Raw genomic sequence first — 16,820 nt, 5'->3', positions numbered from 1 at the left:
CGGCTGTCTGATGCCGCCCAAGAAAAACACTTCTGGCACTTCCCCGCCCGCGCAGGCAGTATCGCGGCCGAACCCGGATTACATGACGAGGCGCGCGATGCCATTTTCCCTTGCCACCTGGAATATCAACTCCGTCCGCCTGCGCGAGCCGATCGTGCAGAAGCTGTTGCAAGAGGAAGGGCCGGACATTCTCTGCCTGCAGGAATGCAAGAGCCCGGTGGAGAAGATCCCGTTGGAGGGCTTTGCCGCGCTTGGCTACACCCACATGATCGGTCGCGGCCAGAAGGGCTACAATGGCGTCGCCATCCTGTCGCGGCTGCCGATCGAGGATATCGGCGACAAGGATTTTGCCGGCCTCGGCCATGCCCGTCACGTCGCGGGCCGGCTGGAGAACGGGGTGGTAATCCACAATTTCTATGTGCCCGCAGGCGGCGATGTGCCGGACAGGGAGCAGAACGAGAAATTCGGCCAGAAACTGGACTACCTTACGGATATGCGGGACTGGTTCCACGCGGAGAAGCCGGAGAAGTCGATTCTGGTCGGCGACCTCAATATCGCCCCGCGGGAGGATGACGTCTGGGACCACAAGAAGCTGCTGAAGGTCGTCAGCCATACGCCGGTTGAAGTGGAGCATTTTGCTGAGGTGATGGACGCGGGCAACTGGTCCGATGTGACCCGTAACGATATCCCGGAAGGCCGCCTTTACAGCTGGTGGAGCTATCGGGCCAAGGATTGGGATGCCGCCGACAAGGGGCGCCGCCTGGATCATGTCTGGGCAACGCCGGACATCACGCATGCGGCGCATTCCAGCCGCATCCTCCGCGATGCCCGCGGCTGGGAGAAACCCAGCGATCACGCGCCGGTGTTTGCGACCTTTGATCTCTGACTGCGGGCGGAGCCCTCCCGCCTGATCGCGAACATCCGACGGATGTTCCCTCGCAGCTGGGCATGGCACTGCGCTGCCGCGCAGTGCAGTACCGCCGCGCCTTAGCACGGCACCCGGCCCAACGCCGCAAGGGAGCCGGCAAGCCGGGGCCTTCAGCGGGGCGGGAGCAACCCGGGTCAGCGCAGCCAGCGGGCATAGCCGGGATGTTTGTCCTGCATGTCCTGATACAGCCAGGCCATCCGGTCCACGAACCACAGCTTGCCGCCAATCATCAGGATCAGCCCGGCCAGGGCGGTCCCCGGGTTCAATGCCCACAGGCCGTGAACCCAGGGGATAACGCCGATGCCTGACACCCAGGCCAGACCATTTGCCCACATCTCGTGATGCCGGGGGACAGGAACCTGTGCCCGGTTCAGAAACACCCGTTCGCCAAATGTGCCGCGCGAGGCCCAGTTGTCCGTGCTGGCAGGCGGCGCAAAGGCGCGCGGGTTCCACCAGGTCCATGCCAGCACCAGCAGAACCGGCAGCAGAGCGCCCCAGCCCAGCCAGACTCTTGACCAGATGGCCAGGGTCATCAGCGGCAGCACCGACATCCGGCTGAAAACGCTCCACGGGCTTGCGTGCCGCGCCCAGGCGGCGTCGTCCATCTTCATCAGCCGCTCTGACGCAGCGAAGAGATCGAACCTGTGGCGGGCCATTGGCAAACTCCTCTCTTGGTTTCCGGCGCGCAGGATTCCATATAGGGGGCAAGTTCCTAGCGGAGAACAATCTGATGAGTGAAATTCTTGGCAGCGCCGCACCGGCGGATGATCTGATCAAAGACGTGACCGAAGCCACTTTTATGCAGGATGTCGTGGACGCATCCATGCAGGCGCCGGTGATCGTGGATTTCTGGGCGCCTTGGTGCGGCCCGTGCAAAACCCTGGGCCCGATGCTGGAGGCGGCGGTCACCAGGGCCAAGGGCGCGGCCACCATGGCCAAGATCAATGTGGATGAAAACCAGCGGCTGGCCCAGGCGCTGGCCCAGCAGGGCTTGCCGCTGCAGTCGATCCCGACAGTTGTGGCCTTCGTGCAGGGCCGCCCCATTGACATGTTCCAGGGCGCGCTGCCGGCGTCCGAAATCGATGCCTTCGTGAAGAAGGTGATCGAGGCCGCAGGCGGCACTGCCGATGGCGGACTGGGAGAGGCGCTGGAAGCGGCGGAGCAGATGCTGGCCGAAGGGGCGGTTGCGGACGCGGCCCAGACCTTCGCGGCGATCCTGGGCGAGGATGACAAGAATGCCGCCGCCTATGGCGGGCTGGCGCGCGCCCATATCGCGCTGGGTGATCTGGATCAGGCCGAGGCGGTTCTGAACGGCGCCCCCGCGGAGATTTCCAGCGCGGCGGAGATCGAAGCGGTCCATGCGCAGATCGCGCTGGCGCGGCAGGCAGAGAATGCCGGTCCGGTGGCAGAACTGCGGGCAGCGGTGGACGCCAGCCCGGACGACCTGCAGGCGCGTTTCGACCTGGCGCAGGCGCTGCATGCCGCGGGGGATGCAGAGGCGGCGGTGGCGGAACTGCTGGAGCTGTTCCGCCGCGACAGGGAGTGGAACGACGGCGCCGCCAAGACGCAGCTGTTCACCATCTTCGATGCGCTGAAACCGAATGACCCGGTGGTCCTGAACGGGCGCCGCAAGCTCAGCTCGCTGATATTTGCCTAACACCGGGGCAGCACTACACTCTGTCCCATGATCCAGCCTGCCGATCTGCCGGACACGATTGCCGTGTTTCCCTTGCCCGGGGCGCTTTTGCTGCCCCGGTCCCGCCTGCCGCTGCACATCTTCGAGCCGCGGTATCTGCAAATGCTTGAGGACACGCTGAAAACGCGGCTGCGGCTGATCGGGATGGTGCAGCCCTGTCCTGCCCCGCATGGCAACGGAGAGGACCTGCACAGCATTGGCTGCGCCGGGCGTGTGACCCAGTTTTCCGAAACCGAGGACGGGCGCTACCTTGTCACGCTGTCCGGTGTCTCCCGGTTCCGGATTACCCGTGAAGCAGGCGGATTCACGCCGTACCGGCGCTGCGACGTCAGCTGGACGGGGTTCGACCGCGATCTTGGCCGCTGCGAAGCGGATGAAACCCTTGACCGTCCGTCTTTTCTGGACCTGCTGGAACGCTTCTTTTCTGCCCGACACCTGTCCACGGATTGGGACGCCTTGAAAGAAGCGGATGATGAGTTGCTGATCAACTCGCTGTCGATGCTCCTGGAATTTGATCCCGAGGACAAACAGGCCTTGCTTGAGGCGCCGTGCCTTGCCACAAGGCGGGAAACGCTTGTCACTTTGATCGAGTTTGCCCTGCGCGGCGGCTCTCAGGAGGAAACCCTGCAATGACCGAGACACAGGCGCCTGCCTTTGACCGGCGGATGCTGGAATCACTGGTCTGCCCGCTGACCCAGACAGTGCTGGAATATGACGCCCAGGCGCAGGAGCTGGTTTCGCGCGCAGCCAACCTGGCCTTCCCGATCCGCAACGGTATTCCGGTGATGCTGGTGGATGAGGCGCGCGAGCTGGACTGATCCGGCCGGCGGCACCAATTCCCCTTAAATCGCCTGCCCTTTCAGCAGCCGCGGCAAATCGCCGGTCAGGCCTGCCGCCTCGCGCACGAAACCGCGGCGCAGGCCGGGGACCGCGCCCGCAAGCCCCATGCCGATGTCCCGGCCCAGCCGCAGCAGCGGGTTGTCGTTGGAGAACAGGCGGTTGAACACGTCAGTAGCCGCTGCAAGCGAGGCGGTGTCGAAACGGCGCCATTGCTGGTAGCGCTCCATCACCAGGGAGGAGCCGATGTCCTCGCCCCGCCGGGTGGCCTCAGTGATCACCTCTGCGAGCGCGCCGACATCGCGCAGGCCCGCGTTCAGCCCTTGGCCGGCAATCGGGTGCATCCCGTGCGCGGCATCGCCGATCAGCGCCATCCGGTCGCCGATGAAACTGTTGGCGATGGTCAGGTTCAACGGGTAGGTGAAGCGTTTGCCCGCCAGGGAAATCTCCCCCAGGAAATCGCCGAACCGGGGCCGCAGCGCCTGGATGTATTCCGCGTCATCCAACGCCTGGATCGCCTTGGCGGTCTCGGTCCGCTCGCTCCACACAATCGATGACCGGTTGCCCGGCAGCGGCAGGATGGCCAGCGGCCCGGGCGGCATGAAGAACTGGTGGGCAATGCCGTGGTGCGGCTTTTCGTGGTCGATGGCACAGACCAGCGCGGTCTGGCCATAGTCCCAGCCAGTCCTTTTGATACCGGCCCGCTGCGCGGTACCGCTGCGGCGCCCGTCGGAGCCGACCAGAACCTGGCCGCGCAGCTCCCCGCCGTCATCCAGCGTGACTGTCACGCCGGTCTGATCCGGCGCCTGCGCGACCACGGTGCGTCCGGACACCAGGGTAATGCCGGGCGCATCTTCCATCGCCTGCAGGAAGGCGCGGCGCAGGAAGCGGTCCTCGACCATATATCCCATCGGGCCTTCTTCCAGCTCCGCATGGTCGAAGTGGATGAAAAACGGCGACGGCCCGTGGCCCGCGTGGCCGTCCGTCACTTTGATCTCCAGCATGGCTTGCGCGTTGTCCCCGACATGCTGCCAGATCCCGGTCTGCTGCAGCAACCGCTGCGAGGCCAGCGCCAGCGCATAGCCGCGGCCGTCGAAACCCTCGTCGGCCAGTTTGTCTGGGGTCAGCGAGTCGACAACGGTAACGCTGTGGCCGGTCTGAGCCAGGGCCAGAGCCAGGGCCGGACCATTCAGCCCGCCGCCTACGATCAGGATATCGGACGCATTTTTCATGCCCCGCAATATGCGCCTGCTGACGGGATTGTCCATGCAGGAAGCGCGGGATTGTGCCTGCGTCCTGCTGCCGCTACCGTCACCGGCAACTGCCAAGGGGAGAGATGCTGATGCAAGACTGGCTGACGATGACTGCCGCCGATCTGGGACGCGGGATTGCGGCCGGTGAAATCGGCCCGGTGGCACTGACGCGCTGCTATTTGGACGCTATCGACGCGCATCCCCTGAAAGACCGGATCTACACGCAGGTGACCCATGACCGCGCGCTGGCGGAGGCGGAAGCGGCTGAGCAGCGCGTCGGTCTGGGCTTGCGCCGCTCGCTCTTGGATGGGGTGCCGGTCAGCTGGAAGGACCTGTTCGACAGCGCCGGCACCGCAACCGAATCCGGTTCGGATCTGCTCAAAGGGAGGGTGCCGGACCAGGATGCCGCCGTGCTGTCCAATGCAACGCTCATGGGCACGGTCTGCCTCGGCAAAACCCACATGAGCGAGCTGGCGTTCTCCGGCCTTGGCTTTAACCCGGTCAAGGAAACACCGCCCTGCGTGAATGACCAGGAGGCCGCTCCGGGAGGGTCGTCCTCCGGCGCGGCAGCCTCTGTGGCTTACGGGCTGGCAGCCGGCGGAATCGGCTCTGACACTGGCGGTTCTGTCCGGATTCCCTCGGCCTGGAACGATCTTGTGGGGCTCAAGACAACCTCCGGCCGGATCACGCTGGAGGGCGTCGTGCCCCTGTGCCTGAAGTTCGACACCGTCGGCCCGCTGGCCCGGTCAGTCGAAGATGCCGGGCTGCTGCTGGGCGTGCTGGAAGGGACTGCGGGTCCTGATCTGCGCAACCCTGGCTCCCTGAAAGGCCGCCGGTTTGCCGATTTGCAGAACGTTGCGCAGGACGATCTCGATTCTAAAGTTGCCGCTGCCCACCGCGAGACGCTGGAAAGGCTGAAAGGCGCCGGGGCAGAGATCGTGCCGCTGGAGGTGCCTGCGCTGGACGAGGCGATGGGCCTCAGCCCAATTCTCTACACGACAGAGGCCTATGGCCTGTGGAAGGACGTGATCGAGGCGTCTCCGCAGCTGATGTACGCGGAGATTCTGGAACGCTTCCGCTCCGGTGCGCAGTTCAGCGGCCCGGACTATGTTGCGGCCTGGGCCAAGCTGGAGCAGTGCCGGATGGCCTGGGATCAGGCGGTGGCCGGATTTGACGCTGTGCTCAGCCCTGTCTCGCCGATCCTGCCGCCCAACCTGGACCGGCTGCAGAGCGACCACGACTATTACGTCCGTTCCAACCTGATGGCGCTGCGCAACACCAGGATCGGCAACCTGATGGGGCTGTGCGGCCTGTCGCTGCCCACCGGCATCCCCAGCTGCGGGCTGCAGGTGCTGGGGCAGCCGGACTGCGAAGAAGCCCTGCTGCGCACCGGCGCCGCGATCGAGGCTGCCTTGGCCTGAAAGCCACATTCGGCCCAACGGCCGCATCACCGGGTGGACGCGTCCGCCCGCCCCCTGTAACCTGAGGCGCAAACGGGGCGCCAATGATCCCGTGACCGAGGCATAAGATATGGATTTTCCTGAGCGGTTTTCGAACCTGCCAGCCTATGCGTTTCCGCGCCTGCGGGCGTTATTGGACCATCACACCCCTGGCGGGGATGTGGTGCATATGACCATTGGCGAGCCGAAACATGCGTTTCCGGCCTGGGTCACCGATGTCATCGCAGAAAATGCCGCCGGGTTTAACCAATACCCCAACAACGATGGCACGCCGGAGCTGTGTGGTGCGATTTCGGACTGGATCCACCGTCGCTACGGTGTGACTGCGGATCCTGAAGCCCAGATCATGGCGCTGAACGGCACCCGCGAGGGGCTCTACAATGCCGCCATGGCGCTGTGCCCGGAGCAGAAGAACGGGCAAAAGCCCGTGGTGCTGATCCCGAACCCCTTCTACCAGGTCTATATGGTGGCGACGATTTCTGTCGGGGCAGAGCCTGTGTTTGTCCCCGCGACAGCAGCGACCGGCCATCTGCCGGACTATGAAAACCTGCCGGAGGATGTTCTGAACCGCACGGCGGTCGCGTACATCTGTTCGCCCGCGAACCCGCAGGGGGCCGTGGCCTCGCGCGCGTACTGGACCCGGCTGATCCAGCTGGCAGAACAATACGATTTCCGCATCTTCGCGGATGAATGCTACTCCGAGATCTACCGCGATGCGGCCCCCGTGGGTGCGCTGACCGTTGCGCAGGAACTGGGTGCCGATCCCGAACGGGTGGTGCTGTTCAACTCGCTCTCGAAACGTTCGAACCTGCCGGGTCTGCGCTCCGGGCTGATTGCCGGCGGGCCGGATACCATCAAGCGGGTCAAACAGCTGCGCGCCTATTCCGGTGCGCCGCTGCCGGGTCCCTTGCAGGCCGCCGCCGCCCGGGTCTGGGCGGATGAGGCGCATGTGGCGGAGAACCGTGCGCTCTATCAGGAAAAATACAAAATTGCGGATGAGGTCTTTGACGGCCTCAACGGCTACATGGCGCCCGAGGCGGGCTTCTTCCTTTGGCTTCCGGTGGAAAACGGCGAGCAGGCCGCGCTGAAGCTGTGGAAGGAAACCGGGGTGCGGGTGCTGCCCGGCGCCTATCTGGCGCAAGGCGCGACCGGCCAGAACCCGGGCGAGACTTACATCCGGGTGGCGCTGGTCGCCCCCGCCGAGGACACCCGCGAGGCGCTGAGCACGCTGCGCGGCTGTCTTTACTGAATTCTGCTGAGCGGCCCTTGGCTGGGGGCCGCGCAGCCAAAACCAAGAACGGACAGGCCTTTGACCTTGCGGTGAACAGCGGGGCAGGGGCGAATGAAACGGAACTGAGGTAGGCATGGCATTTCAAACCCGCAGCCGCGATCCGCTGCTCGACAGCAATATGCAGGCGGCCATTGAAAAGCGCGGCAAGGAACTGATCGGGATTGCCCTGATCCTGGTGGGGCTGATGGTTGCGGCCATGCTCGGCTCGTACACGCCCGAAGACCCGAACTGGACGGTGTCCACTGACGCGCCGGTGCAGAACTGGCTGGGCCGCCCGGGCGCCTCTGTCTCCTTTATCCTGATCACCCTGTTCGGCAAGGCCAGCTGGGCGATGCCGCTGTTCCTGGCGGCCTGGGGCCTGCGGTTTGTGCTGCACCGGGGCGAGGACCGCGTGGTCTGGCCGCTGCTCTTGTCGGTGCCCTGGCTGCTGGTGGTGTCCCTGCATATGGAAACCCTTAACGCCAGCACCAGTTGGCAGCAGAATTATGACTTCGGTCTCGGCGGCATGGTTGGCTACACCTTCCTGGGCGCGCTGCTGGCGCTGCTGCCGGTTGGCCTGCACTTCATGGTCAAGATCATGTCCCTGCTGAGCGCTGCGGGTATGCTGGCGCTTGGCTGCGTGGTGCTGGGCTTCACCTGGCCCGAGGTGAAGAAAGGCCTGCACAAGGTGATGATCGGGCTGATCCTGGGCTATGGCGCCGCAGCTGCGCTGCTGGGCCGCGGTGCTTCCAGCGGGCTGCAGGCGGCGCTGACCTACCGCCGGGAGCGTGCCGAACGCGCGGATGCTGCCGCTGAGGACCTCTATGCCGGCGCAGATGCAGACCCTGAGATGTTCGAGGACTATCCCGAAGACGTTTATGCGGCTGATGCTGATCTGGAAGAACCTGAAACGCCGGCCAAAGGCGGGTTGCTGTCGCGAGTGCCGGGGCTGATCCGCCGGGCTGCGCCCGCGGCACCGGCGCATGAAGATGCTTATGCCGCTGAAACTCATTTTGCGGATGAGGAAGAGACCTTTGCCGATGATCAGGGCGGCGAAGACCGGATCTCCAAGAAGATCGCAAATGCGGTGCGGATCCGCCGCGCCGCCGATACACCGCCGGAGCTGGACCCGAACCTGCCGCTGACCAAGGGCCGCGGCCAGCGTCCCGCGCCGCTGATTTTCAATCCCGCAGCCGCACAGGGCGGCCTGCCCGCCGAGCCGCCGCTGACCGCTGCGCAAATGCCGGTGCCGCCGGTGCCGGACGAGCCGCCGCTGTCCTGGCAGGCGGCAGAGGCTGAAGCCTTTGTTCCGAATGCGCCGGAAGCACACGCGCAGGAAGAGGACGCCCGCGCCGGCTTCGGCGACGATGCGCCTCGGATGCTGACGCCGGACCACGTGCCGGCCGAGTCTCTGCCGGACGCGGCGGCGCCGGTTCAGGATGCCCCCCAGGCGGCCAAGGCCCCCGGGCCGCGGCTGACCGTTGATCTGCCGGTGGCAGAGCCGCGCAAGGCGGTGGTGGAGAAACCGGCGCGAAAGCCGGTGCAGCCCTCAGCGCGGGCCAAGGCGGAAGCCCAGCCCAACCTGGCCTTCGACGACAGTGACAGCGATTTCGAACTGCCGCCGCTGAACCTGCTGACCAACCCGGTCAGCATCGAACGCCACCATCTGAGCGATGAGGCGCTGGAAGAAAACGCCCGGATGCTGGAGACGGTGCTGGACGACTATGGCGTGAAAGGCGAGATCGTCTCGGTTCGCCCAGGCCCCGTTGTCACCATGTATGAGCTGGAGCCCGCGCCGGGTCTCAAGGCCTCCCGCGTGATCGGCCTCGCGGATGACATTGCGCGGTCCATGTCTGCGCTGTCGGCGCGAGTGTCGACTGTGCCCGGCCGCACCGTGATCGGCATCGAACTGCCGAACGAGAAGCGTGAGAAAGTGGTGCTGCGCGAAATCCTGTCTTCGCGTGACTTCGGCGACGGCAACCACGCGCTGCCGCTGGCACTGGGCAAGGACATCGGCGGCGACGCAATGGTCGCGAACCTCGCCAAGATGCCTCACCTGCTGATCGCGGGCACCACCGGCTCCGGTAAATCGGTGGCAATCAACACGATGATCCTGTCGCTCCTTTACAAGCTGACGCCGGATGAATGCCGCCTGATCATGATCGACCCCAAGATGCTGGAACTGTCCGTCTATGACGGCATCCCGCATCTGCTCTCGCCCGTTGTGACCGACCCGAAGAAGGCGGTTGTCGCCCTCAAGTGGGTGGTGGGCGAGATGGAGGACCGCTACCGCAAGATGTCCAAGATGGGGGTGCGTAACATCGCGGGCTACAATGGCCGCGTGAAGGAAGCGCTTGCCAAGGGCGAGATGTTCTCGCGCACAGTGCAGACCGGGTTTGACGATGACACCGGCGAACCGGTGTTCGAGACCGAAGAGTTCGAACCCAAGGCGCTGCCTTACATCGTGGTGATCGTCGACGAAATGGCCGACTTGATGATGGTTGCCGGCAAGGAAATCGAGGCCTGCATCCAGCGCCTGGCGCAGATGGCGCGGGCCTCGGGCATCCACCTGATCATGGCAACCCAGCGCCCCTCGGTCGACGTGATCACTGGCACCATCAAGGCCAACTTCCCGACCCGGATATCCTTCCAGGTGACCTCCAAGGTCGACAGCCGCACCATCCTGGGCGAGATGGGCGCCGAGCAGCTCCTGGGCATGGGCGACATGCTGTATATGGCGGGCGGCGCCAAGATCACCCGCTGCCACGGTCCGTTCTGTTCGGATGAAGAGGTCGAGGAGGTGGTCAACCACCTCAAGCAATTCGGCCCGCCGGATTATGTGGGCAGTGTACTGGACGGCCCGGATGAGGACAAAGCCGACAATATCGACGCGGTGCTGGGGCTGAACACCGGCGGCAATACCGACACCGAGGACGCGCTCTATGACACGGCGGTTGCCATTGTGATCAAGGACCGCAAGTGCTCGACTTCCTACATCCAACGCAAGCTGGCGATCGGCTACAACAAGGCCGCGCGTTTGGTGGAGCAGATGGAAGACGAAGGTGTCGTCTCAGCCGCCAACCACGTCGGCAAACGGGAAATTCTGGTTCCCGAACAGTGAGCTGACAAAAAACCGCCGATGCCGGATCCCTGCGGGTCCGGCATCTTCACATCTGCAGCAGCGCACCTATGTTGAGCCCATGAAACGGATTCTACTTGCCCTTGCGCTGACCTTTTCTGCCCCGGCTTCCTGGGCGGCAGAGAAGCTGAGCCTGAATGAAATCTCCCGCTACCTGAACGGGATCACGACGGCGACATCCCCCTTCACACAGATCAATGACGACGGCAGCCTGTCCACGGGCAAACTGTATATGCACCGGCCGGGGCGCATGCGGTTTGAATATGACGGCAATGGCGGCGGCACCGTGGTGGCCGGCGGCGGCGCGGTAGTGATCCACGACCCGAAGTCGAACCAGCCGCCCGAGACTTACCCGCTGAAGCGGACGCCGCTGTCGATCATCCTGGACCGCAGGGTGGACCTGGGCCGGGCCAACATGGTGGTGGGGCACAGCTTTGACGGCACCTCGACCATCGTGCGGGCGCAGGACCCGGAAAACCCGGACTATGGCAGCATCGAGATGATGTTCACCGGCAGCCCGGTCGAACTGCGCAAATGGGTGATCCATGACAGCGCCGGCGGTCAGACAACCGTTGTCCTGGGGGCGATGGAAACTGGACAGAAATTGTCCTCCAGCCTGTTCACGACAAGCGGGCGCTCCCGCTGAGCCGGCTGCTGACGTTCACTCAGTGTGGCGCCGGATGAACGGCATCGCTTCGTCAAAGAACTCCTGAAATCCCGGGTGCCCGCCAACCATGCCGTGGTTGTTGCCAGGCAGTTCGACAAAGCTAGCACCGGGGATCAGCCGCGCCGCTAGCCGCCCTTCCTCCACCGGAACCGCCCGGTCGCCGCGGCAGTGCAGGACCAGGGTGGGAGTCCTGACGTTTCCTGCATGGGGCGTTGCATCTATCACGGCGTTCATCTCCATGATGCGCAGGGCGTTTCCGGTGTTGGTGGACAGCCGCTGCAGTTCATCGAAGGATTCCCCTTCCTCCGCCGTGGCGTCGGGAATGTACGTGGTTGTAAAGAAGTGCCGGTAGATGGAATTCGGCGACCCCCAGCCGTCCCGGATCATGTTGTAGCCGATCTGGTAGAACCGGTCCGCCTCCGGGTCCTCGCGCCGCAAACGCCCGCGCACGTAGCCGCCAAGCAAAACCAGGCATTTGACCCGCTCCGGGTGCTGTGCCGCAAAGCGCATAGAAAAGGCGGCGCCCTGGCTAATGCCGAACAGGGCAAAGCGGTCCAGCCCCGCGGCATCGGCAACGGCCAGCATGTCGTCGATCATCCGGTCTTCGGATATCTCCTCCACCTCCCAATCTGACAGCCCGTTGCCGCGCTGATCAAATCGGGTCAGGCTGCAGCTGCTTGCAAATTCGTTCAGGAACTGGCCCCACACCGGGCTTTGCCACTCGTATTCGATGTGGTTGATCCAGTTTGGCGCCTTCAGCACCGGCGGCCCGTTGCCGATCGTGGTATAGGCCAGGTGCGTTCCGTCAGGCGACGTGCAGTATTTCACTCTTTGCTGCAGCGCTGCTTCAGGCGGCTCACGTTCCGGGCGGGCATCGGGCACCCATTGCCAGACCCGGACCGGGCGGGAGATGTTCTTGATCCGCTGCGAGCCCATGTCCCGGAAACTTTCGCCAAGCCGGTCCCTGACGGTTTCGTGGACGATGCCGGAAATGCATATGCCGCCTGGTTCCGCCAGCCCTTCCAGGCGGGCGGCGACGTTGACCCCGTCGCCAAAGATATCCGCGCCGTCAAAGACCACATCGCCGATATTGATCCCGACACGGTAACGGATGCGGCTTGGCTCCTGGGTGTCCGCTTCGCGGCCTGGCATCTCCTTCTGGATTGCCAGCGCGCAGCGGACTGCATCGTGGGCTGACGCAAATTCCACCAGCATGCCGTCGCCGGTGGTTTTCACGGTGTGGCCGCGGTTGGCAGAGATTTGCGGATCGATCAGGTCCCGGCGGTGCTTCTTCTGGCGCTGCAGAACGCCTTCTTCATCCGCTTCGATCAACCGGGCGTAACCGGCCATGTCGGCGACCAGAACCGCGGCAAGCCTGCGTTCCATGAACTGTATCCTCCCCCCTGAATGTTAGGGGAGAGGCTGCGGAAATCCAGCTCAGGCCGCGGTCAGCGGAACTTGCGGCAGGTGGCGAGCTGGGCCTGATAAGTCAGCGCCCGGGATTCGACCTGGCCGGCAACCCGCATCAGCCAGGACTTGGACCTGTAGCTGCCGCGGGCATAGCCGGAGTGCCCTTCATGATAGGCCAGGTACTGGTTGCGCGCGTCATAGAGGGGGATGCCGTTCTTCTCGAGGCTCTGGCGCATGTACCAGCCCATGAAGTCCGCGGCATCGCTGATCTTGTCGCGCTTGGCCCGGCGCCGTCCGGTGTCCCGCCGGTAATCGTCCCAGGTGCCGTCCAGGGCCTGGCTGTAGCCGTAGGCGCTGGATTGCCGCCCGACCGGGATCACCCCCAGAAGATACTGATGCGGTGTGCGGGCATCGCCGCGGAACCGGCTCTCATGATAGATGGTTGCCATCTGCACATGCACCGGAACGCCCCAGCGGCGCTGGGTCGCGCGGAAGGCTTTCAGGTATTCGGGGCGCTGCTGGATGATGCTGCAGGCATTATCCAGGTTGCGCGGCGGCGCTTTGTGCCCGCCTCCGCAAGACGCAACCGCCATGAGGAGAACGAGGGCGCTGATGAGTCTGCTCATTGCCTCTGCCCATTTTTGTTTTGGGTTTGTTTTGCGGCAAGTCTAGCGGATTGCTGCGTGCGAGGAAATCAAATTTCAGGAAGCCGCGCCCGCAGCAGCCGCCAGTCGACAGGTGTCTTCCGGGCAGGGCTGCAGGCCTACGGGGCCAATGGCCCGACACCGCTTGGCAGAGCGTTTCTGCGGTGGCGTCCACCTCGCCGCGGCGGTGCCAAACCTTTGGCCGGGCTGCCGCTTTCAGCGCTGCTTCGGGACTCACGATGTGGCATGTCCCGCCTCCCGATAGCAATTGCGCCAGCGCGCCGGACGGCCAGCCTAAGCCACTGTTAAAGCAGGGTTCACAGTCTGTTTCCCTGAAAATTTGCCTCAACTGTTGGACAATTGCCCGGCCCCCGCGCTATTTAAATAAGGACGGGGGCAGCATGACCATGATGAGAACACGCGCAAAATACAATCTCGGGCAGGTTGTCCGCCACCGCAAGCATCCCTTCCGCGGGGTGGTCTTTGATGTGGATCCGGAGTTTTCCAATACCGAGGAATGGTACGAGGCAATCCCGGAAGACAGCCGTCCGGTCAAGGACCAGCCGTTCTACCACCTGCTGGCCGAAAATGACCAAAGCTATTACGTGGCCTACGTGTCCGAACAGAACTTGGTTGCGGACTATTCGGGGGAGCCTGTCGGGCACCCGGATGTGCCCGAAATGTTCGGCAATTTCGACGGCGGTGCCTATTCTCTCCATTACCAGCTGAACTGAAACCGGCAGCAGCCGGCTGCCAGGCTGCGCCTGTGTCAGTATCCCAGCGCACATCCGTCCTTGCGCGGATCGCTGGCGCCTTCCAGCACGCCTGACGGATGGATGCGGATCGCCTGCGCTCCGCCAAGCGGAGTATCCGGCACCTCCACCCTATGCCCCAGATCCGACAGTGTCCGGCGGGCTGACTCACCATAGCCGCGTTCGGTTTTCAGAACACCGCCGTCGGGAAAACAGCGCGGTGCGTCAATCGCCGATTGCAGGTCCATGCCGAAGTCCGCAAGGTTCGACACCAGGCGGGCATGGCCTATGGGCTGATACCCGCCGCCCATCACGCCGAACGGCATGATCACCTCTCCGTCTTGCTGCAGCATTGCCGGAATAATCGTATGCATCGGTCTTTTGTCGGGGCCCAGTTCATTGGGATGGCCTTCCTCCAGCGTGAAACCAGCGCCGCGGTTTTGCAGCAGGATGCCGAACTTCTCTGACGCGATGCCTGAGCCGAAGCCGTGGAAAATCGAATAGATCAGCGACACCGCCATCCGGTCCTTGTCCACCACCGTGATATAGACCGTGTCCTTGTGCACGGCTTCTGTCAGCGGTGCGGCAGCGGCCATGGCGCGTTTGGGGTCGATCAACGCAGCCAGGCGGGCGGCGGTTTCCGGCGCCAGCATATGCGCCAGCCGCGCGGTGTGATCCGAGTCGGCCAGAAACCGGTTGCGCGCGTCATAGGCCAGCTTGGCGGCTTCTGCCTCGATATGCGCGCGTTCGGCGCCGGATGGATCCATGCCGGCGATGTCGAAATGCTTCAGGATGTTCAGCAGCAATAGGGCCGTGGCGCCCTGGCCGTTCGGCGGATGCTCGGCGAGGCTCAGCTCCTTGTACCCGCCCGCAACCGGCTGCGTTGCAAAGCTGCAGGCGGCAGCAAAGTCCTCGGCCGTATGGACACCGCCTTGTGCTGTCAGCGCTGCGATCATGTCTTCAGCCACTTCGCCGGTGTAGAACGCTTCCCGCCCGTGCCGGGCAACGCGGCGCAGGACTTCAGCCTGCCCGGGTGCGCGGAACAGATCGCCCTGGCGGAGCGGGCGGCCGTTGTGCAGGTAATGCTGCCGTGCTGCGCCTTGCAGGGTGCCTTCGCTGTTGCGCCAGTCAAAAGCCGTGCGCGGCGCAACGGGAACGCCGGCTTCAGCATAATGGATGGCAGGTTGCAGCAGAACGTCGAGACCAAGCAGGCCTTCGATTTCCGCCAGCCGGCAAAAGGCGTCGATCGCGCAGGGGACCGTGACCGCATCTGCGCTGCTCAGCGGCACCGAATCCAGCCCCTGCGCTCGCAGAGCCGCGGCGCTGGCTGCGGCAGGGGCGCGGCCGGACCCGTTCAGGGCTTGGATGCCTTGCCCGGGCCGCGAGTAGAGAACAAAGCAATCGCCGCCGATCCCGGTCATCTGCGGTTCGCATATCCCCAGCAGAACCGCCCCGGCCAAAGCTGCATCCATGGCATTGCCGCCGCGTTTCAGCATATCCAGCGCGACGCTGGCCGCCAGCGGGTGCGACGTGGCGCACATGCCGGAAGCGGCAAAGACGGCCGATCGCCCGGGCAAATGGAAATCTCGCATGGCAGTGCTCCCCTTTTGACGCGCCAAGCCTAGGCACGGGTCCGCTGAAGGCAATTCAAATCCTGTGCAGCCCGGCTGGAACGGGGCGTCATGGCCTGAAGCGGAGGAGGAGGCGGGCTGAAACAGGTGTCCCCGGTGCCGTGCACTGGTGGGGGCAAAGATACACGGCACCAGGGGAAGCTCGTTTCAGCTACAGGTAAGGTTTCGCATATCTGTTGGGCCGTGGTTGGCCGGGAATAGGGCGCAATTGTGGCGAAGCGTTAAAATGCAGCAAAACCAGCTGCCGGAGACGCAGCGCCGCCAGCCGGATCAGACTTGGGCAGGCGGGCTCGTGACTTGGATTTCGAAGCAGAGGGAAAGGTTGTTGCTGCCTTCCGCGCGCTCATATTGGACCTGGCTTGCCAATTCGCGGATCAGGAACCAGCCAAAGCCGCCCTCGGGCAGGCTGTCGGCGGGAACAGTGACATCGGCAGGCTTGCCTTCCGGCAGTTCGCCGTTCGGAAACGGGGCGCCTGCGTCCTGAATGCTGATCCATAGGCGCTCAGGAGACAGCTCTGCGCGAATCCGGACATCTCCCGGGGGCTTGCCCTCGTAAGCATGCTCGACCACGTTGTTCACGGCTTCGGTCAGGGCAATTTGCACCTCGTCCACGCGGGCCGCCTGGAGACCCAGGGACCGCAAGTGTTCCACGACAGACGCGATGCCGTTACGGGCATCCAGATTCGTGGCCGTGAACGAGCAGGCAAAGGTTTTTACCATCAAATTCTCGCTTTGCGCCGCCAGCGCAGTCGTCTTCAGGAATTCGCGCCAGCCGGCGCGGTTGCTTCACTCAGGGAACTGTAGAGATTGAAGACCGTGTCCATCCGGGTCAGCCGGAACACCTTTTCCACCATCGGAGTCAAACCGGCCAGGTCCAGCCTGCGGCCCCCGCCCAGCTGCTTCATTGCGGCGACAATCGCGCCAAGCCCGCTGGAATCAATGAACTGTACTTCGGACAGGTCCAGAATCACGCGCTCCGGACCGCTTTCCGTTTCCGTGCGCATGTCTTCCTTGAATTGGATGGCCATGGCGGCATCAATGCGTTCGGCATTGACTTTGACGATTTGCGCATCGCCCGTCATGGTGGTCGTCAGGCTCATTTTAGTCCCCCGGGATGTAACGTCATTACGCAG

General features: G+C 64.1%; 16 protein-coding genes. 9 read left to right on the top strand and 7 right to left on the bottom strand.

Annotation, left to right across the window (positions count from 1 at the left end; genetic code table 11):
• The first annotated feature begins 97 nt into the window (after positions 1-97).
• Positions 98-886, top strand: coding sequence for an exodeoxyribonuclease III (locus LHL23_RS18510; RefSeq protein WP_226431028.1), 789 nt, complete (start codon positions 98-100; stop codon positions 884-886).
• 176 nt (positions 887-1,062) lie between these two features.
• Here the strand turns inward: LHL23_RS18510 and LHL23_RS18505 are convergent, their stop codons facing one another.
• Entirely contained in the window at positions 1,063-1,584 is a 522-nt protein-coding gene (locus LHL23_RS18505) for a DUF6653 family protein (protein WP_226431027.1), read from the bottom strand.
• Between the two features lie 74 nt (positions 1,585-1,658).
• On the opposite strand from LHL23_RS18505, the gene LHL23_RS18500 reads away from it, so the two are divergent.
• The 3 genes from LHL23_RS18500 to LHL23_RS18490 are packed head-to-tail and all read left to right on the top strand — an operon-like array spanning position 1,659 to position 3,442.
• Positions 1,659-2,585 (top strand): tetratricopeptide repeat protein, encoded by a 927-nt coding sequence (locus LHL23_RS18500; RefSeq protein ID WP_226431026.1) that lies wholly within the window; start codon positions 1,659-1,661, stop codon positions 2,583-2,585.
• 27 nt (positions 2,586-2,612) lie between these two features.
• Positions 2,613-3,257, top strand: coding sequence for an LON peptidase substrate-binding domain-containing protein (locus LHL23_RS18495; RefSeq protein WP_226431025.1), 645 nt, complete (start codon positions 2,613-2,615; stop codon positions 3,255-3,257).
• Positions 3,254-3,442, top strand: coding sequence for a Trm112 family protein (locus tag LHL23_RS18490; protein ID WP_226431024.1), 189 nt, complete (start codon positions 3,254-3,256; stop codon positions 3,440-3,442). Before LHL23_RS18495 ends, LHL23_RS18490 begins: the two co-directional genes overlap by 4 nt.
• 24 nt (positions 3,443-3,466) lie before the next feature.
• Here the strand turns inward: LHL23_RS18490 and LHL23_RS18485 are convergent, their stop codons facing one another.
• Positions 3,467-4,693, bottom strand: a complete 1,227-nt coding sequence (locus LHL23_RS18485; protein WP_226431023.1) for an FAD-dependent monooxygenase — start codon at positions 4,691-4,693, stop codon at positions 3,467-3,469.
• A 110-nt stretch (positions 4,694-4,803) separates the two neighbouring features.
• On the opposite strand from LHL23_RS18485, the gene LHL23_RS18480 reads away from it, so the two are divergent.
• From LHL23_RS18480 to LHL23_RS18465, 4 genes are all read left to right on the top strand, one after another.
• Complete coding sequence (locus LHL23_RS18480) at positions 4,804-6,135, top strand: amidase (RefSeq protein ID WP_226431022.1); 1,332 nt, start codon at positions 4,804-4,806, stop codon at positions 6,133-6,135.
• A gap of 109 nt (positions 6,136-6,244) precedes the next feature.
• Positions 6,245-7,423, top strand: coding sequence for an aminotransferase class I/II-fold pyridoxal phosphate-dependent enzyme (locus LHL23_RS18475; protein ID WP_226431021.1), 1,179 nt, complete (start codon positions 6,245-6,247; stop codon positions 7,421-7,423).
• A 115-nt stretch (positions 7,424-7,538) separates the two neighbouring features.
• On the top strand, positions 7,539-10,565 hold the full coding sequence (locus tag LHL23_RS18470; protein WP_226431020.1) for a DNA translocase FtsK: 3,027 nt from the start codon (positions 7,539-7,541) through the stop codon (positions 10,563-10,565).
• 79 nt (positions 10,566-10,644) lie between these two features.
• Complete coding sequence (locus LHL23_RS18465; RefSeq protein ID WP_226431019.1) at positions 10,645-11,229, top strand: LolA family protein; 585 nt, start codon at positions 10,645-10,647, stop codon at positions 11,227-11,229.
• Between the two features lie 15 nt (positions 11,230-11,244).
• Here the strand turns inward: LHL23_RS18465 and LHL23_RS18460 are convergent, their stop codons facing one another.
• Complete coding sequence (locus LHL23_RS18460) at positions 11,245-12,636, bottom strand: alpha/beta fold hydrolase (RefSeq protein ID WP_226431018.1); 1,392 nt, start codon at positions 12,634-12,636, stop codon at positions 11,245-11,247.
• Positions 12,637-12,698: 62 nt separating this feature from the next.
• A complete protein-coding gene (locus LHL23_RS18455) occupies positions 12,699-13,286 on the bottom strand; it encodes a transglycosylase SLT domain-containing protein (RefSeq protein WP_174148550.1) in 588 nt (195 codons plus the stop codon).
• Between the two features lie 425 nt (positions 13,287-13,711).
• On the opposite strand from LHL23_RS18455, the gene hspQ reads away from it, so the two are divergent.
• Entirely contained in the window at positions 13,712-14,038 is a 327-nt protein-coding gene (gene hspQ / locus LHL23_RS18450) for a heat shock protein HspQ (protein WP_222477534.1), read from the top strand.
• Between the two features lie 35 nt (positions 14,039-14,073).
• Here hspQ and LHL23_RS18445 read toward each other — a convergent pair whose 3' ends face one another.
• The 3 genes from LHL23_RS18445 to LHL23_RS18435 all read right to left on the bottom strand — a co-directional run bounded on the left by LHL23_RS18445 (position 14,074) and on the right by LHL23_RS18435 (position 16,787).
• Positions 14,074-15,648: a gamma-glutamyltransferase family protein gene (locus LHL23_RS18445; protein WP_226431017.1), complete on the bottom strand. Its 1,575-nt coding sequence runs from the start codon at positions 15,646-15,648 to the stop codon at positions 14,074-14,076.
• A 309-nt stretch (positions 15,649-15,957) separates the two neighbouring features.
• Complete coding sequence (locus tag LHL23_RS18440) at positions 15,958-16,407, bottom strand: ATP-binding protein (RefSeq protein ID WP_222476535.1); 450 nt, start codon at positions 16,405-16,407, stop codon at positions 15,958-15,960.
• Between the two features lie 35 nt (positions 16,408-16,442).
• Positions 16,443-16,787 carry an STAS domain-containing protein gene (locus LHL23_RS18435; RefSeq protein ID WP_226431016.1) on the bottom strand — a complete coding sequence of 115 codons (345 nt, stop codon included), beginning with the start codon at positions 16,785-16,787 and terminating at the stop codon, positions 16,443-16,445.
• Between the last annotated feature and the right edge of the window lie 33 nt (positions 16,788-16,820).

The sequence above is a fragment of the Leisingera sp. McT4-56 genome (genome assembly GCF_020514995.1).
GTDB lineage: Bacteria > Pseudomonadota > Alphaproteobacteria > Rhodobacterales > Rhodobacteraceae > Leisingera > Leisingera aquaemixtae_A.
The sequence above is the reverse complement of the archived record's forward strand: the minus strand, read 5'-3'. Positions and strand labels throughout refer to the sequence as shown.

What these genes read in the sequence shown, in the direction of transcription:
- LHL23_RS18460 (WP_226431018.1), bottom strand. Translation starts at nt 12,636, where the DNA reads ATGGAACGCAGGCTTGCCGCGGTTCTGGTCGCCGACATGGCCGGTTAC.
- LHL23_RS18505 (WP_226431027.1), bottom strand. Translation starts at nt 1,584, where the DNA reads ATGGCCCGCCACAGGTTCGATCTCTTCGCTGCGTCAGAGCGGCTGATG.
- LHL23_RS18445 (WP_226431017.1), bottom strand. Translation starts at nt 15,648, where the DNA reads ATGCGAGATTTCCATTTGCCCGGGCGATCGGCCGTCTTTGCCGCTTCC.
- LHL23_RS18510 (WP_226431028.1), top strand. Translation starts at nt 98, where the DNA reads ATGCCATTTTCCCTTGCCACCTGGAATATCAACTCCGTCCGCCTGCGC.
- LHL23_RS18485 (WP_226431023.1), bottom strand. Translation starts at nt 4,693, where the DNA reads ATGAAAAATGCGTCCGATATCCTGATCGTAGGCGGCGGGCTGAATGGT.
- LHL23_RS18500 (WP_226431026.1), top strand. Translation starts at nt 1,659, where the DNA reads ATGAGTGAAATTCTTGGCAGCGCCGCACCGGCGGATGATCTGATCAAA.
- LHL23_RS18440 (WP_222476535.1), bottom strand. Translation starts at nt 16,407, where the DNA reads ATGGTAAAAACCTTTGCCTGCTCGTTCACGGCCACGAATCTGGATGCC.
- LHL23_RS18495 (WP_226431025.1), top strand. Translation starts at nt 2,613, where the DNA reads ATGATCCAGCCTGCCGATCTGCCGGACACGATTGCCGTGTTTCCCTTG.
- LHL23_RS18470 (WP_226431020.1), top strand. Translation starts at nt 7,539, where the DNA reads ATGGCATTTCAAACCCGCAGCCGCGATCCGCTGCTCGACAGCAATATG.
- LHL23_RS18465 (WP_226431019.1), top strand. Translation starts at nt 10,645, where the DNA reads ATGAAACGGATTCTACTTGCCCTTGCGCTGACCTTTTCTGCCCCGGCT.
- LHL23_RS18490 (WP_226431024.1), top strand. Translation starts at nt 3,254, where the DNA reads ATGACCGAGACACAGGCGCCTGCCTTTGACCGGCGGATGCTGGAATCA.
- LHL23_RS18480 (WP_226431022.1), top strand. Translation starts at nt 4,804, where the DNA reads ATGCAAGACTGGCTGACGATGACTGCCGCCGATCTGGGACGCGGGATT.
- LHL23_RS18435 (WP_226431016.1), bottom strand. Translation starts at nt 16,787, where the DNA reads ATGAGCCTGACGACCACCATGACGGGCGATGCGCAAATCGTCAAAGTC.
- LHL23_RS18455 (WP_174148550.1), bottom strand. Translation starts at nt 13,286, where the DNA reads ATGAGCAGACTCATCAGCGCCCTCGTTCTCCTCATGGCGGTTGCGTCT.
- hspQ (WP_222477534.1), top strand. Translation starts at nt 13,712, where the DNA reads ATGATGAGAACACGCGCAAAATACAATCTCGGGCAGGTTGTCCGCCAC.
- LHL23_RS18475 (WP_226431021.1), top strand. Translation starts at nt 6,245, where the DNA reads ATGGATTTTCCTGAGCGGTTTTCGAACCTGCCAGCCTATGCGTTTCCG.